Here is a 16223-nt window from a genome sequence, read left to right as displayed (position 1 = left end):
AGTGGCGTCGCGCTTGTTGTGGTTCCACAAAATCAACTGTCCAATCCACAGACTATTCGGACCTCTTCCATCGTGTAAGACTTCTTTCCAGAACGTAAATATTCTTGATACGCCTCATCACCGATAGCTGCGTCTTCTAAATCTTCAAGATACTGATTTAGTGCCTGTTCGACGTGCCACTGCTCCGTGTGTCCAAATTTTTCCGCTACTGCACGTAGGTTAGCTTGCATTTGTTCTGTAAGTTGTAAAAATATGTATGAACACCTCTTTTACTATAATTTTTTTCTCTTCATCTGTCCAAACAGTTTGATTATGGAGCTTTCGTGGACCAGTACACTGAGGAGAACCGTCCTTTTAGACTTATTATACTAGCAGATTCTCACAATCTTCGATGTAACAGATAGCTGCGTCTTCATTTTGCTCAATAGCGACCTCAACCGCACGCGTAGCGATTTCGAGATACTGCTTGCTTATTGTCCTATACCTAAAACTCGATTGGGCTAATAAGCTGATTTCTTTTTGCTGTTCGTAGGAGAGCACAGGCACTAGCACATCTGCAATTTCAGACAGCTTCCAATGGTTGATGACCGAACCGCCTGCATCTCGTTCAGCTTGTAGCTGAACTATAGGGGAGTTCAACATTAATGTCAGGTAATCAGGAAGCATCTCATCTGTTTTCATGTTCAGATGCAGAATTGCCGATGAAGTTACGAACTCAGGATCATTCTCTTGTACTTTGTAGGCAATACCAACAGTTCCATCTTTAGAAAATAGGATTGTGTCTTTCTGAGGACGAGGGGCCTCGGCGCAACTTTTCTGGTCAAGATAGATACATGGCTCACTAATGCCTTGTGAGGATAAATCCTGTACTCGAACAAACGGAATTCCTTTTTCCATGTAGGCAGCGCTGCCAGGCTCAATGGATTTCTGTATCCTGACAAGGTGAGATAGCTTCTTACTATTCAGCCTTCCGAGTTGCACAAATAATTTGTCATACTTTGTCTGATAGTATTCGCTATCCAATCTCCCTGAAGCTCGGAAGGTTTCCGAGAAATTCTTGACAACATAGTTGCACTGTTGCTCTTGCAAGTTGGCAAAACAACCTAACTCTTCTAAGAAATAGAAGATTGCCAAGCGCCAGTAGTACATGGCTTTCTGATTATAGGTAGCAATTAGTGTCTGTCTGTCTGTCTGTCTGTCTGTCTGTCTGTCTGTCAGCATTACGACAGCGTCATCTTCACTTTTGTCAATAGCCAATTCAACAGATTCTGTCGCCAGATGAAGTAATTCTTTTGCTTGTTGGCGGTATCTCATGCTTTCTTGAACATACGACGAAATTTTATTCTGTATTTCGCCGTCCAAGATTGGAATGGGAATATTAAACAAGTCATTTCTATTTAGACTGGTGAGAATTGTTCCAGAGCAACCACGTTTTAACAAATCTTGCATAAACAACGATTGGAAGAGAATAAGCGTCACTTCTGGTTTGAGAGTTTCGGAGTTAAGTACATAAAAACCTGTTGAGCAAAGCGCGTTATTGTACTCCTTAGGAATTAACGCGATGCTATTCATTGAACCCTCAATGGAAGAGAGAATTACATCATTGGTTTTAACCATACGTCGAGCACGACTCGGCAATTCTTTCCCGAGTGCCTTTGTTATATCGTTGATTTGTCCCAGACTCCCTACATTGGCCAATTCAATATATTGATACTCTTGGTTGGGCTTAGGCACAACGTTTTGGTCCCGAAGATTAAAAACATCAGCAAATTGAGCATATCCATTGTGATAACTCCTAATGGCTTGAATCAAAGAGTCATACTTTGGCTGGTAATACTCTGCATCCAAACGGCCTGTTTTAAGGAACGATTCTCGCAATGCACGAATTGATATTGGGGCATTTGACAAATGATAATGATATGGGATATCTAGGTATTTTAATAAAATAGCTTGTGCTTCTCTATAAGTCTGTTGAGATTCAATGCGATGTCTGTTAGCTTCCTTGAAGAGAGTAGTGACCTTACTCTCAAAACACGGAGAAAACTCAGGCACCCAAAGGTCTCTAATCATGTATAAAAAAAGGTTTTGTTGAACATTACCTGAGGTCTCTCTGAGACATTGAGTTTTTCCATATTTGCTCATTAAAAATACTGTCATACATTCGGCAAAAACGTTTTTTCCTCTAGCACGAAGAATTGCTACATGACGATCAGAATTTGACGGAAGAATGTCGCTAGTAACCATAGCAACATTACCTATAGTCCCGACTGTAGAGATTAACACATCTTTTTCACGTAAGGCCGTTCTAGGATTCGCTTTATGTTGTTTTAATGAAATTCTGACATCCCGATCAACGTTTACAAATCCTTTTCTAGGAGAAGTGGCCGAAAGCAAGTGAACACTACTGTTAGGATCGTAATTAATAGATGCATGGATACCGTCCGTTATATAGAACATATCACTTAATTTTTTAAGACTAAGAGATTTAAGCTTGTTTAATAAACGCAAGTCTGCTTTTTTAAAGTACTCCGCGTCTATTCTGGCAGTATTTGTCCAAATTTCTTTGTAGTTTTTCTCTACTGCTTCCAGCCCATCCATCAGTTTCTGATAGTGTTCAGAGCTGAAGGATGGGCTCATTGAAAAAAAGATAAGCCCTCTCGTTTGGCGAACTCTTGAAATGCTTCCGCAATGCCGTCGTTCGTGAGTCCTTCGTGATTATAGAGGTCGTGATCTACGAATAAATGCCCGTGGTTATCAAGTTTCGGCACCCCATTCTCGTCGCATGCGAAGATCTTATCGCCTGAGTTATCCTTGCTTGGTTTTTGCATCGTGGCAAAGAAGATAGGATAATCCTCTTTTTTTGGGCAGAGCTTGTCATCCCACTTTTGCACAAACAGAACACTCGTCTTTGTCCCAGTATGTGGTTTGAAAACATTCCCATGTAACCCCACGACAGCAAGAATTCGGCAATGCTCGGCAATGAAATCACGAATGTATTTGTCAGAGGCGTTGTTAAAGCGTCCTTGTGGCAGTACGATTGCCATGCGGCCACCCGGTTTTAGAAAATTCAAATTGCGTTCAATGAATAAGATGTCACGCCCGACTTTACTTTGGAACTGGCCTTTAGCGTTTTTACCAAGGTCATATTTGGTGATGATGCGAGACTCTTTAATATCCCCCGCAAAAGGCGGGTTGGCCATAACAATATCAAAGTTAAATGCGTAGTTTTTGAGTTTTTAGTTGTTCTCAGCCTGCATAGGCGTCTCCATCCCACGTTGTAGCGCCAATCATTGTCTTTAGCGGTATCATCCCAGTGTTCGTAGTCGAGGGTGTTTAAATGAAGAACGTTCGTTTGCCCGTCTCCTGCAATGAGATTCAGGGTTCTAGCAACACGAACAGTTTTTTCGTCAAAGTCAATTGCGAATACATTATTATTAACATAATATGTACATTCATCCGGTTTTTCTTCTGTTGTGAATAGATTGGATTGAACTGACTCTTTTTCTTTCATGATGGAGCGCCACACGTGGAACATTGTATGTACAGGGAAGCCGCAGGATCCGGCTGCCGTATCGATCATAGTTTCGTCTGCACGCGGATTAAGCATTTTGACGCACATTTCGATTACATAGCGCGGAGTGAAGAACTGGCCTTTTTCTCCTTTGCTGGTTTTACTCATAAGATATTCGAAGGCGTTGTCCACAACATCAAGGTTAGAGTTGAACAGCTTTACATCCTGCAGGCTAGAAATGCAAATTGCCAAATGAGACGGCGATAGTAAAAGTTTAGCATCGCCAGTAAATACTCCGTCCCATTGATCTTTTGCCTGATCAAATAAGAATTGGATTTTCTTCTTGAGCTCTTCGTCTGTCTCCCCATGGTTACGAAACTCTAAGTTTCGCTTCTTATTACGGCCCGAACGCATCTCATCGAATAGCTTGGTGAAGATTAGCTTGAAAACTTCTTCAAAAACATCAACGCCCGCATTTGCAAGGACTTCGTCTTCCATTTCCAAAATGAGATCTTTCAAGCTTTTACGCTCGGTGACCAGCTTATCTTTTGCCACTAAATCGTCAAGTGTCCAACGTTCGGTCAAAATGTCTTTAAGGGATTCTTCGGCACTTGGAATGTTGGGGATATCCTCAAAATAGTTTGGATCCTTACGGTGATAGTAGGAGATCTGTCCGCCGTTTGTCCAAATACCAATTGGCGCACCTGTAGCGTTACAGTAAGAGCGAAGCTGCTCTTTTCCATCTTTCAGCTTTGGCTTTTTAAGTTCCACGATAATGTACGGGGTCGTGGAATGTTTTTTGTCGAATATCACGATGTCAGCACGTTTAACTTCACGCCCGAAATGAACAGGATATTCAACCTGCATCAAATCAAGTGGATAGTTGTAAATACTGTGCAGTTTGAGAATATAAAGCTGCCGGACTATTTCTTCTGGCGTGGCACGAATTACCTTGTTGCGCACCAAGCAATTCACTTCCCAGTATGGAGTACCTCTTTTTTCTCTTTTTGTGAGCTGGGATTCAATCTGCTGTAGTTCTGCCTCGGTGAACTGTTCTATGGAATGAGCCGCATCTTGTAAGACTTGTTCCACAATGGTCATAGTTTTTATCCTCCTGCAAGTGAAATCACTCTGATTTTTCCAATTCGCAAATGTCTTCAACCCGGCAACTGAGATAGTCACAAATTTTCACAATGACTTCGGTATTTACGTTACTTCCGACTTTAAGGCGCGACATAGTGGAAGTGCTGATTCCAGCACCTTCTCGGAGCTGTGTTTTAGTAAGATCCAGATCAATCAGACGTTTCCAAAGTTTTTTATAGCTAAGATGGCTCATTCAGCATTCTCCTTGCATAACGCCTTAATGTAAGTTCGTTGTCAACATATGACTCAATGATACGATGCTGGCCTATGGTAGAGGACAAAGACACTCTCTTAAAACTCCTTTTCAAGTGAGGAGACAGTCGATACAACTTTGCATTTCTAACTGTCACAGTATGCCCTGTCTCATAGTATCTTGAGAGCTTGCGATCAAATAAAACACAAAAAGGATGTTGTTTTATTATACCTCATATTTAGGCTACAAAAATATTTTTTATCCTTTAAAGAGAAAAAACATCTTACATGAGCAGCTACAAAAACAGCACTAAAAGTAGGGAGATGCCTTATGTCATAATTTGTTCCGCGTCATTTGAATATTGATATAAAAAGCTGCTTCACATGTCAGGCAAGGTACCAAAGAGTGTTCGACCACCTTGATTCTGCTTTTTGTTGTTTTTTCGCCTTTGGCCTTGCATCATTCCAGACGGAGCATTCGTGATTCATAAGCGTCTGCTAGTCAGAGGCTAAAGGGGGAATTGGGGAATAGGTCAGTGGGCCGACTTTCCCTAAAACAACAGCAAGGCCGCCATATCATTTAACTTTCTCTTCAATTCTGGCAAAGTCCCGCTTTGTAAAAGCTTGGTTTCGCCCGTTTGGCGCTTTTCGTCTGAGGCTAGGAGCACTTGCGAATCTCCTTTTAAGCCGTCATAATCTTATCGGTCTTAAACGGCTGACCTGCCTGTCAGCAGAATATCCCAGCATTCTCAGCCCAACGGACGGCTGCGGCAGAACGCTTTTGCCGCGCAGCATTCGTCCGACGGTGCTTTCCGCGAAAGGAGCAAACGATGACGGCACAAAAGAAGCTGTACCTTTTCGGCAATTGGAAGATGAACCTCGGCCCGTCCCAAGCTCAGGAGTTCGGGGCCAAATTCCGGTCTCTCGTTTCTGCAAGCTCTGAGGACCGGGCTGTCTGGGCTCTTTTTCCGCCGTTTCTTTCTTTGGCGGCGCTTAAAGAGGGCCTTGGCGATTCGCCGGTGTCGCTGGGCGTGCAGGACGTGAGCGATCAACCGTCCGGGGCATTTACCGGCCAGGTTTCCGCGTCGATGGCAAAAGAGTCAGGCTGTCGTTACGCGATCGTCGGTCACAGCGAACGGCGCCAGTATCAGGGCGAGACGTCGGCGCTTGTGGCTGCTAAGGCCGCAGCGTGCCGCGCTGCCGGCATTATTCCCGTCGTCTGTGTAGGGGAGTCGCTGGAGCAGAGAGAAGCTGGCCAAACTCAAACGATCATCGACGAACAAATAGCGCCAGTCCTTCAAGCTCTTGAGGGATCTCATGACTGGCTTATTGCTTATGAGCCTATTTGGGCGATCGGGACAGGGAAAGCCGCCCTTCCTTCAGACGCTCAAGCAGTCTGCCAACGTTTGGCCGATCAGAGCGGCGTTCCTGTTCTGTACGGCGGGAGCGTCAAGCCGGAGAACGCGGGGCAGTATTTTGCCCAGCCGGCCGTGAGCGGCGCCCTCGTGGGCGGAGCGAGCCTGAAACCAGAGGTTTTCTTCTCACTTGCTGAAATCTGAGATAAAAATAAAAGGGGAGCCGCAGGAAAATGGTATGCTCCCCGTCAATAGGACAGTAAAAAATCAAAAGGACTCGTACCGCCAGTCGAGCAATCGGCTGGCGGTACTTTTACGCCGCTAAACGATGCACGGCTCTTAAACCCCGCTTGCCTTGTCGCTTCCGTGCAGCTGATTTCGTTTCGGAAATAGCTTTCAACCAGAGAGATTTTCAAAGTTGAGTCTATCTTGCTTTTTCTAGGCATAGAAATACCCCCCAAGTAGGTTTTATATTTCCCTGTCCTACTTGGGGGGAGCATATCAAAAAATCCTGTAGCTCCTTTTTGTTCGCTAGAATAAAAACATTATCAGACACACTGAGCTAGCGACAAGGAGGACTGCCAGTTAATTCGCCACAGGCTCGGCTTCAGAGTCTTCAGCGCCGCCGTTGTCCTCGTTTTCGTCTCCGGCTTCATCTTCGTCGCCGGCTTCGTCATCTGCGTCGCTTTCCGTGTACTCCTCCGCATTTTCACAGACAGAGAGTACGTTGGCGAGAGGGCAGATGTAGGCAGAATTTGCTTCAATCCAAATGTCATCTCCTGTAGCCCCTCCCAGTTCACGGGCAAGCCAGTTAATGAAGTCCTTTTCGCTGGCAGCGAACGCTTCCCACGCTGCTTTCAGCTTGGCCGCACTGTCTTTAGAGCCGTCAGGCAAATTATCTGGCAGAGATCCCCAGATATCTTGATCCACATCACTCATATATTCTGTCTCGCAATCATCAGAAAGCTCAATCTTTCGATTCTTGTACCAATCCAAGTACGTCAGAAGTTCCATGGCCCGCACCCGGGTAAACTCGGCATGGCTGTTGGCCTGAATCGATACCCACATTGTTCCGCCGTACGGTCCTTCATTCACTTTCTCTATGGCCAGATCAAGGACGTCGTTTTCAGCTTGAGAGAACGCCTCCCACGCTTTTTGAGTTTTTTTGAATTTTTCCTTTCCGGCCGCCGGCAGGACCTTTAAAAGCTCTTCGTCGGCTCTGGCAATTTCCTTTTTCCAACCGTCCATCAAAGAATCATAAAAATCGACCACGTCAGCTGTTGACATAGAATCGATGTCGACTTCCTCGGCTTTCTTATCCAACGGGTGCTCACCGGGAGGCACGAGCGCGGCAAAGCACGTGGAAGAAAAGAGGGCCACGCAGGCCACAAGCGACAGCATGAAGCAAGGCACCTTAGCAAAACTCTCCTTATTCATCACAGACACATCCTCATAAGTATATTTATTATAGCCCAGCTAACACTTTTTACTAGGGTGAGATTTTGCGGCCCAGTTGTATACGAGATCCACTAGAAGAAACAAGCCCGATTACTTCAGGAAAACGTCTCGCGCCCGCAGGAAGAGACAGCGAAAACTCAGAAAAAAGCGCCTCGTTCTGTGAGAAAGTTGCAAAGACTCTGCAGCACTCCGTGCATTCACGGCGAATGACTCAAAGGTTACAGTTGCCCTGATAAACAACGGACCAATAGGCCCAAATTTAAAGCCAACGTCAGGCCGCCTTACCCGATTTCAGCGCTCTATGAAACATAAGATACATTATAAGACATTTAAGGATGGGCCAATAAGACGTTGGTTCATTCTCTTGGGGGTTTCACCTGCCTATAAAAAGGCAGGTTCTTTCTAACAAACCTCTCTTTGCGATGTGTCTTAAAACTGCACTAGCATATATCGCCAAATATGAAGCTCTGTAGTGAGCGGCGGCCTGATATCCTACGGCCGTCGCTCGTCTTTTTCGCGTTGCTTTCTTTAACAGCCAAACGAACGTTCTCCTTGACTGAGACATTCTTTGAGCATAACGTTCCGCTAACGTTCCGCAGCGGCTTTCTATTGTCTGATCTGTTGTCTGAAGGATCCGCCGCAGCGCTGCGGCATTTATGCTGGTGATCTGCCTGGTGTCGCCGATGTATTTTGCGTTTGTCGGTCTCTCGTTGTTATTTATGCCTTCTCGCTTGTGACTCCATATTGCCTTGCACTTCCATACCGGCCCGCACCGAGCTGCACTAGCGATCAATACGCACAAGCCCTTTCTTCAACCGCACCAACAGCCCCGATCAATGAGAACAGCAAACCAACTCGGAGCATCGTTTACGTTCATGATTTCAGCGCTTAATCTAGCGGACGCACTCCGCGTGTGGATAACTTTCAGCGGAATTTATCTATCCACAACCCACTAAATTCCAATTTAGAGGGGACACCTGCCTTCTGATCGACTTGATTATTAAACGATACTGCAAAGAAACTCAATTTCACTTTATCCACAAATGATTCACACGCTCTCAGGGGTGTCTAAATTATATTTTACTTCTGATGTCCTCTTATCCACCGTTCATTCACAGTTTACCGACCGGTCTTCACATCCGCCGCGATAAAAACATTATCAGACTAACTGGAGAACGGCTTTCCTCTGCCATTTTTTCTCGGCCGTTCAGCATAAAAAAAGGAGACGTCAGGATCGAATCCTGACGTCTCCTTTTGAAGTTTGTCTTATAGCCTGAACAGCGGAAGGTTTATCCCTGCCGTTCCGCTTCGACTGCCTTCCAGATGCGCTCCAGGCTGTAAAATTCCCTGGCTTTGACGCCGAATATATGAACGATCACGTCTCCGCCGTCGATTAGGGCCCATTGGGTGCTGTACTCCCCTTCAATCCGCGGGGTGATCCCTTCCTTCGTCAGCGTTTCGTCGGCGACGCGGACGAGCGTGGACATGTGCACGTCCGAGTTCCCCGTTGCTAAGATGAAAGCGTCGGCCAGTGACGTTCGCCCTTCGAGGTCAATGACCTTGACGTCAATTGCCTTCTTGTCTTCTAAGGCCGATACAATCGCGTTGATGACGCGTTGAGTTCCTTCGCCTATCAAATTCCATACCTCCTTGGCTTTGGTTTGCCTACCGTTTGATAGGCAGCTTCTCTAAAATTCCGTAAATCTTCTCGTAGTCCTTCCCGAGCACTAGTGACAGCTGCGGCACTGAGGTCCCAATCACCAAGTTGTCCGGGATCTTGCAGAGACTAGCCAAAAGGACGGCCTCCTTCGGCTTGGGGCCTTTGGGATAGTGAACGACGCTGAACTGATAACCGTAATGTTTGGCGTTGCCGGTGTACCCAACCGAAAGCCCCAGACGTTCCAGCAGTGTCGCCGTTTTTCGGCTTATGCCGGCCTGCCCGGCCCCATTCAGGACCCCCAAAGGCTTTGTCATGGTCTTGCGAAGCTCTTCGAGCTTGGCGACGTCCTCTGGAGACGGCTGGCCGGCGGCCGCGGCGCCTTCCTGTCCGGGGTTTTGAACCGCCGGCTGCTGTCCGTCCGGCGCTTTCCCGGCGGCTTGGGCCGGCTCTTCTTCGGGCGTGTCGCTGAACTTAATTGACGCCTTCTGCAAATCCGGAATCCAGTAGCTGAGGTTTTTGATGTACGCTGCGACGCCTGGCATGGTAAACAGCTCTATCCTGTTGGCGTCCAAGTCCTTCATGTAAAGGGCCAGCTGTAAGGCCGTCTCGGTCGGCAGGTCGGTCTTGATAAATTTCATGGCCGACAGGGCGATGTCCGGCAGTCGGACGATGACAGCAGGCGACTTGACCTTGGCAAGCGCCGCTTTGATGAACTGCTGCTGCCGCTTCATTCGGCCTTCGTCGCCTAGGGCGTCTTTTCTGAACCGGCAGAATTTCAGCGCCGCTTCGCCGTCCATGTGCTGCATTCCCGGCATGAAGTTGATGTACAGCCCTTGAGCGCGGTCGGTGTAAACCATCTTTTTCGGCACGTCAATGTCAACGCCGCCGATGGCGTCAATCAGCTGCGGGAACGATTCGTAGTTCAGGATCACCGTGTGATTGATCGGAACGCCAGTGAGGTTCGTTACCGTGTCCTTGAGAAGTTCAATTCCGCCAAAGGCATAGGCGGCGTTGATTTTCTGGATCCCATGCCGTCCAAGCTGAACTCGGGTATCCCGCGGGATGGACATGGCCTTGACCGTCTTTTTATCCAAGTTCACCTTGACCAGCAGAATGGCGTCTGAACGGTGTATCCGATCGAGCTGGTCAATGCCGACGATGAGAAAGTTGGCCGATCCCATCAACTGCTCTATTTTCAGGTGTTGTTTCAGGTCGCTGACGTCCACGTGGGCCAGCTTGTACAGCCGGGCTACCACGCCTAAGGCGGCCGCAGCAACTGCCAGCAGAATTACGAGAAGAACAAGAAACCAACGTTTCACGGCGTTTTCACGCTCCTTCGCCAGAGTCCTCGCAGTAGAGTTTCCTCTTGGCAATATATTGCTCAACAGCCCGAGGTATCAGGTACCGAACTGTTCTTTTCTGAGATACGCGTCGTCTTACGTCGGTGCTTGAGATGGACATGAGGGGAATTTCTATCTGGACGATGGACTGGCGAAGCCGTTCGGACAGGTTTTCAAAGCGGTAGTTTTCGCCGGCAAAGCCCGGCCGATTGACCGCAACGACCCGGCAGAGGTTCGGCAGCTCCTCTGCCTCTGCCCAGCTGTCCATGGTCATGACGGCGTCGATACCGGTGATAAAGTAAAACTCAACCTTGCCGGACGGGAACCAGTATCTCATTTCCCGCAGCGTGTCCACCGTGTGTGTCGGCCCGTCCCGGTCTATTTCCAGCCGCGAAACGGCGAAGTCCGGGTTGTCCAGCGTGGCTAAAAAAGTCATCATGTATCGATCTTCCGCCGATGAGACGTGCCGATTGTGTTTGTGGTACGAGTCGCCGGTGGGAACGAAAATGACACCGTCCAAGGTCAGCGCAGTGAGAGCTTCCTGAGCGACCAACAGGTGAGCGTTGTGAATTGGGTCAAACGTTCCGCCCATTATGCCGACTCGGCGCGTTTTGCCGTCGTCAGAACGCTGGATCAGCTCTTCGATGTTCACTTTTCCGGAGCCCTTTCAGGCTCAAAGGTGAACGACACGTCGCCGATCAGCACTGTGTCGCCGGCCTGAGCGCCCGCGTTCTCCAGCGCCTCTTCGACCCTGTAGCTCCGCAGCAGGCGGCCAAAGCGGACCACCGCCTCTTCCTGCCCGAAGTCGTATCGGTCGGACGCCGCCTCAATGCGGCTGTGAATGATCCGGAAAGCGCCGGCAGCCTCGCGAATGATCGACACGCCGTCTGATGACTCTTCCATGCGGATAGGCTTGGTCTCAAACAGCCTGAAAACGCCTTTCGGGCGCGGGTTGTCCCGGACGAATCCGGCAACGTTTTCAATGAGCTGCGGAATTCCTTCGCCGGTCAGGGCGCTAGTTACAAACGCTTTGAGCCCACGCTCTGAGAAGAACGCGCACAGGCCGGCCAACTGTTCGTCGGTTCCCTTCCACAGATCGACCTTGTTAAGCACGACGACAGAGGGACGCTCGGGCAGCTTGGGATCGTAGTGGGCAAACTCGTCGACCACGACGCGCCAGTTGCGCTCAAGTTCGTCAGGCGTGCCGGACGACAGGTCAATGACGTGAAGATTCATGCGAGTCCGCTCAATGTGGCGCAAAAACAGCAGCCCAAGCCCTTTATCCAAGTGCGCGTCCTCGATCAGGCCGGGCATGTCGGCCAGTATGACTTTCTGGTCGTCGACGGACAAAACGCCAAGGTTGGGAGACAGCGTGGTGAACGGATATGAGGCGATCTTCGGGTTGGCGTCCGACAGGGCCTTCAACAGGCTGCTTTTGCCGGCGTTCGGCAGACCGACGAGTGCGACGTCGGCAATCAGTTTCAGCTCAAAGCTGACGTCCCGCTCCTGACCTTCGGCCCCTTTTTCGCTGAACCGAGGCGCCCGGCGTCGTGAGCTGGCAAAATGGGCGTTGCCCTTGCCGCCTTTGCCGCCTGCGGCGACTCGAACCCGATCTCCGTCTTCCACCAAGTCGGCCAGCGGCTCTCCTGTGACGGCGTCTGTGACTACTGTGCCGCACGGCACGCTGACGATCAGGTCGTCGCCGTTGGCTCCAGTCTTCAAAGACCCCTCGCCGGGCAGGCCGCACGAGGCGCTGAAACGGCGTTTGTACTGGTAGTCGGCCAGGGTGACCAGCCGCTGGTCAGCCTGAACGTAGACGTCGCCGCCCCGGCCGCCGTCGCCGCCGTCCGGCCCGCCTTTAGGGACAAATTTTTCGCGGCGAAAGCTCATGCATCCGTTGCCGCCGCGACCGGCGCTGACGTGGATGCGGACTAAGTCTACGAATTTCAGTTTTCTCACCTCTTCTATGGCAAGAAAAAGGGGGCCCAAAAGGGCCCCCGCGAATGTTACGCGACCGTTTCTTCGACGGCAACGACTTTGCGCGATCCCTTTTGAGTGAACCGCACGACGCCGTCCTTGAGGGCAAACAGCGTGTAGTCTTTGCCGCACCCGACGTTCATGCCGGGATGAAACTGTGTGCCTCTCTGGCGAACGATGATGTTGCCGGCCTTTACGACACAGCCGTCACTTTTCTTCAGGCCAAGGCGCTGGGCGTTGGAATCCCGGCCGTTCGTGCTGCTGCCCTGTCCCTTCTTATGAGCAAAAAACTGCAAATCCATTGATTTAAAAAGCATTTACGACACCTCCGTCAATTTCACGTTTTCAGGATAACTCCGAGCGGTTTCCTTCAGGCTTGCGACGATAGTTTCTGCCACGGCATCGGCCAGTGGGTCAGAGCCGTCCCAATGCATTTCTATCGACGCCCTTTTCTTCTCCACCTCTGAGCGAACCGGCACGCCGAGCACATCGACTAGGCCGATGTGAAGGGCCTGGACGAGAACGCTTACCGCCGCGCAGACGATATCCGCCTCGCCCGACGGGACGCTTTCAGCGTGCCCCGAGACCAGCAGGCCCCGAACGTGTCCATTGATTCGCCAGACGCGGACCGTTGTCACCGTTTACCCTTCGATTGAGTCGATGGATACCAGCGTGTAGGGCTGGCGATGACCGCGGAACCGCCGGTAGTTCGTCTTGTTCTTGTACTTGAAGACGATGACCTTCTTGGCCTTGTCGGTGGTCAGGACGGTCGCCTTCACGCAGGCGCCTTCAACAAGCGGAGAACCCAATCTGGTCGTCTCGCCGTCTCCGACCATCAGAACCCTGTCAAACACGACGGAGGCACCGTCGTCAGCGCCCAGCTTTTCGACCTTTACCTGGTCGCCGGGACAAACCTTGTACTGCTTTCCACCCGTTTCGATAATAGCGTACATTCTTGCTTCCTCCTCTCGCTGGGCTTCGGCGCCCCGAAGAGCTTATGCCGATCCCATGCGGAATATCTCAGTTATTGTAAAGTCTTTCGTCCCGTTCGTCAATTGCCGGAACGCTTTTTGTCTCCAACAAATGGCGCGCGTGGGCCAACGATTTTTCGTCCCGGCTTCCGGCGAGCATTCGGGCTATCTCGGCTACTCGGCTCTCCCCTTCCAACAGGCGGACCGACGTCTCGTCGTTCTGGCGCGTTACGCCGTAATGGGCGTCGGCCAACGAGGCGATGATCGCCTCGTGAGTGACTAGGATCACCTGAACGTCTTTCGAAAGCTCTTTCAGCTTCAATCCGGTCAGGTATGCCGCCCGTCCGCCAAGCCCTGCCTCCACCTCGTCAAACGCGAGAGTCTGAGGCAACGCCGCCGGCGGCAGCGAGAGCTGCAGAGCGAGAAGTATTCGGCTCAGCTCCCCGCCGGACGCCCCTTTGGCCACCGAAACGGCGCCGCTTCCCCGGCGAAGGACGAAGTCGACGTTCTCAGCGCCGTTTGCCCTGACTTTATCCAGCTTGGTCAGCACCACGTCGAAACCGCAGCCCTCCATGGCCATTCCGGATAGGTGCGCGGAGGCAGCAGTTTTGAGCCGGCCGGCCGCGTCGCGCCGTTTTTGGCGCAGGCACGCCACCGCGTCGGACAGCTCTTTTGTCCCTTCGGCCCGTCCTGCCGCCAGTTTGGTCCGCTGATCTGACAGTCCGGCAAGCCATTGGGACGCTCGGTCAGCCTCTTTCAGCCAGTCAGAGAGCTGGTCAAAGCTGCTCAGCCCAGAGAGACGAAACGCCTTCCTCAACCGGCCCAACCGACTTTCCAGCCGTTCGGTCTCCTCTTCTAGGTCTGCTATTGCCTGAGCTGAAGCGGCTTTATCGAGAAGCCGGCACAGCCGGTCAAGGCCACCGGCCACCTGCTCCCGAGCCTCTAAAAGGTTTTCTCTGTCCTCTCCGGACAGAAGTTCAATGCCGCCAAGGACTTCGGCCAAGTCGGCCTGAAGACCGCCGCCTTCGCCGTCGTTCAGCCGACGGCGCCGGTCTTTCAGGTCCTGCAGGCCTCGCAGGCGGCTTTCCAGACTGTTCAGCTGAAGTTCCAAGCTCTCCGGGCTTTCGCCGGCTTCAGTCGTTTTCAGGACTTCCCTGACGCGCTCGGCGTTTGAAAAGCGCTCCTGGAGTTCTTTTTCCTCTGCGGTTAAGGCCCGCAAACCGCGCTCCGCCTCGATGACCCGGTGCAGCGCGTCGGCCAACTTCTGACGGCACGACAGAAGTTCTGGCCCGCCGAACCGGTCGAGAAGCCGGAGCTGCTCTTCCCCGTCCAACAGAGCCAACTGAGCGAACTGGCTTTGAAGGGCAAGAAGTTCCCCCGCGGTCTGAGCCAAGACGCCAAGCGAAACGGTTTGGTCCTGGATAGCGCACTTTCCGCGCCCTGACTGAGAGAACTCGCGCCTCAGAATCATCGACTGATCCTGCGGCTGGCATGGCTGGTCCAGAAACGGGAAGTCCTGAAGGGTCGTGAAGACGGCCTGAGCGACGGCCAGCTGATCGCCGCTTCGCACGGCCGTGGCAGTAACTCGCCGGCCCGAAACCATCTCGAGGGCGCGAAGAATGCTGCTCTTTCCCGTTCCGCTTTCGCCGGTGATAACCGTCAGGCCGGGGCAAAACGTCAGGCGAGCCTCTTTAACGCCGCCGACAGATGAGATGAAAAGCTCTTCAAGCATCGTCAGACATCTCTCCGACTGGATCAAATCCCCACATGAGCTTTCGGTGCAGGAGCTCAAAATATCCCTGCTGAGGCAGCGTGATCACCGAGACCCAACGCCGTTCTGACAGGCTTACCTGAAGGGAGTCCCCTTCGCTCACACCGATTCCGTCCTGTCCGTCCACTGAGAAGAACGTCTGAGCCTCGCACCGGGGCCTCATGCTCAACTGGTCGTGGGGCGCCAGAATGATCGGTCTGGAATACAGCGTATGGGCGCAAATGGGAGCCAGGACCATGCAGGGCACGTGAGGAGGGACTATCGGGCCCCCGGCAGACAGGGCGTACGCCGTCGAGCCGGTAGGAGTCGCCACGATCAGGCCGTCGGCCCGAAAGACGCACATCGGCCGGCCGTGCACTTCGACAGCCACGGAGATGAGCTTAGCCTGGGTCCCCTTGTACAGGACAAAATCGTTCAGGGCGTAGTACTGCTTTTGTTCCTCCCCGCGGATATAACGACATTCTAAGGTGTGCCGTTTCTGGACAGTATAGCGGCCCTCGAGAATTTGAGTCAGCTCGCTTTGCGCGCCCTCTACCGTGCCGGTGGCGAGGAAGCCCAAGTGGCCCACGTTGATGCCGAACAGCGGGATATCTTTCCCTTGGTCGAGGATCCGCCGGGCCGCCCGCAGGAACGTCCCATCGCCGCCGATGACTATTGCCGCGTCAACCGTTCGGCACCACGTTTGAAGGTCGTCGCCCTGACAGCCCAGAGCATGAGCTTCCCGCTGAGGCAGCCTGATTTGGACGCCCAGTTCCTCTCCCCAGTCCAGAAGGCGGCGGGCCAGCTCCATCGCTTTCGGTTTTGCCAAGTTCACCATCATTCCCGGGACCATTGTGCCGCCTCCG

Annotated in this window: 16 protein-coding genes; 1 reads left to right on the top strand and 15 read right to left on the bottom strand. The window is 51.3% G+C overall.

Going from position 1 to position 16223, the window contains the following annotated elements:
* Positions 1 to 32 precede the first annotated feature (32 nt).
* From HMPREF1249_RS08235 to HMPREF1249_RS05590, 5 genes are all read right to left on the bottom strand, one after another.
* Positions 33 to 230 carry a hypothetical protein gene (locus HMPREF1249_RS08235; protein ID WP_008521044.1) on the bottom strand — a complete coding sequence of 66 codons (198 nt, stop codon included), beginning with the start codon at positions 228 to 230 and terminating at the stop codon, positions 33 to 35.
* Between the two features lie 133 nt (positions 231 to 363).
* On the bottom strand, positions 364 to 2598 hold the full coding sequence (locus HMPREF1249_RS07990; protein ID WP_155887016.1) for a restriction endonuclease subunit S: 2235 nt from the start codon (positions 2596 to 2598) through the stop codon (positions 364 to 366).
* A gap of 35 nt (positions 2599 to 2633) precedes the next feature.
* Positions 2634 to 3155, bottom strand: a complete 522-nt coding sequence (locus HMPREF1249_RS08160; RefSeq protein ID WP_255348312.1) for an N-6 DNA methylase — start codon at positions 3153 to 3155, stop codon at positions 2634 to 2636.
* Positions 3068 to 4612, bottom strand: a complete 1545-nt coding sequence (locus HMPREF1249_RS05595; protein ID WP_021775949.1) for a type I restriction enzyme HsdR N-terminal domain-containing protein — start codon at positions 4610 to 4612, stop codon at positions 3068 to 3070. Before HMPREF1249_RS05595 ends, HMPREF1249_RS08160 begins: the two co-directional genes overlap by 88 nt.
* A 25-nt stretch (positions 4613 to 4637) precedes the next feature.
* A complete protein-coding gene (locus tag HMPREF1249_RS05590; protein ID WP_008522812.1) occupies positions 4638 to 4847 on the bottom strand; it encodes a helix-turn-helix domain-containing protein in 210 nt (69 codons plus the stop codon).
* A gap of 829 nt (positions 4848 to 5676) precedes the next feature.
* Between HMPREF1249_RS05590 and tpiA the strand changes: the two genes are divergently transcribed.
* Positions 5677 to 6405, top strand: a complete 729-nt coding sequence (tpiA, locus tag HMPREF1249_RS05585) for a triose-phosphate isomerase (protein WP_008521037.1) — start codon at positions 5677 to 5679, stop codon at positions 6403 to 6405.
* A 381-nt stretch (positions 6406 to 6786) separates the two neighbouring features.
* Here the strand turns inward: tpiA and HMPREF1249_RS05580 are convergent, their stop codons facing one another.
* The 10 genes from HMPREF1249_RS05580 to HMPREF1249_RS05535 form a co-directional block, all read right to left on the bottom strand.
* Entirely contained in the window at positions 6787 to 7524 is a 738-nt protein-coding gene (locus HMPREF1249_RS05580) for a lysozyme inhibitor LprI family protein (RefSeq protein ID WP_231286730.1), read from the bottom strand.
* Positions 7525 to 8948: 1424 nt separating this feature from the next.
* The gene (rsfS, locus tag HMPREF1249_RS05575) at positions 8949 to 9296 is read right to left on the bottom strand and encodes a ribosome silencing factor (protein ID WP_008521030.1); all 348 of its coding nucleotides are present in this window, start codon (positions 9294 to 9296) and stop codon (positions 8949 to 8951) included.
* 28 nt (positions 9297 to 9324) lie between these two features.
* Positions 9325 to 10638, bottom strand: a complete 1314-nt coding sequence (locus tag HMPREF1249_RS05570) for an LCP family protein (protein WP_008521028.1) — start codon at positions 10636 to 10638, stop codon at positions 9325 to 9327.
* 7 nt (positions 10639 to 10645) lie between these two features.
* On the bottom strand, positions 10646 to 11311 hold the full coding sequence (nadD, locus tag HMPREF1249_RS05565) for a nicotinate-nucleotide adenylyltransferase (protein WP_008522810.1): 666 nt from the start codon (positions 11309 to 11311) through the stop codon (positions 10646 to 10648).
* Complete coding sequence (gene obgE / locus HMPREF1249_RS05560; RefSeq protein WP_008522809.1) at positions 11308 to 12648, bottom strand: GTPase ObgE; 1341 nt, start codon at positions 12646 to 12648, stop codon at positions 11308 to 11310. Before obgE ends, nadD begins: the two co-directional genes overlap by 4 nt.
* 17 nt (positions 12649 to 12665) lie before the next feature.
* On the bottom strand, positions 12666 to 12953 hold the full coding sequence (rpmA, locus tag HMPREF1249_RS05555) for a 50S ribosomal protein L27 (RefSeq protein WP_008521022.1): 288 nt from the start codon (positions 12951 to 12953) through the stop codon (positions 12666 to 12668).
* Entirely contained in the window at positions 12954 to 13274 is a 321-nt protein-coding gene (locus tag HMPREF1249_RS05550) for a ribosomal-processing cysteine protease Prp (protein WP_008521020.1), read from the bottom strand. It lies immediately after the preceding gene.
* A gap of 3 nt (positions 13275 to 13277) precedes the next feature.
* Entirely contained in the window at positions 13278 to 13589 is a 312-nt protein-coding gene (gene rplU / locus HMPREF1249_RS05545) for a 50S ribosomal protein L21 (RefSeq protein ID WP_008521018.1), read from the bottom strand.
* Positions 13590 to 13656: 67 nt separating this feature from the next.
* Positions 13657 to 15339 carry an AAA family ATPase gene (locus HMPREF1249_RS05540; RefSeq protein WP_008521016.1) on the bottom strand — a complete coding sequence of 561 codons (1683 nt, stop codon included), beginning with the start codon at positions 15337 to 15339 and terminating at the stop codon, positions 13657 to 13659.
* Positions 15332 to 16210, bottom strand: coding sequence for an NAD(+)/NADH kinase (locus HMPREF1249_RS05535; protein WP_008522808.1), 879 nt, complete (start codon positions 16208 to 16210; stop codon positions 15332 to 15334). Before HMPREF1249_RS05535 ends, HMPREF1249_RS05540 begins: the two co-directional genes overlap by 8 nt.
* Positions 16211 to 16223 lie beyond the last annotated feature (13 nt).

It is taken from the genome of Jonquetella sp. BV3C21 (assembly GCF_000468895.1).
Classification (GTDB): Bacteria; Synergistota; Synergistia; order Synergistales; family Dethiosulfovibrionaceae; genus Jonquetella; species Jonquetella anthropi.
Note: the sequence above shows the minus strand (reverse complement) of the source record. Positions and strands in the feature narration are given on the sequence as shown.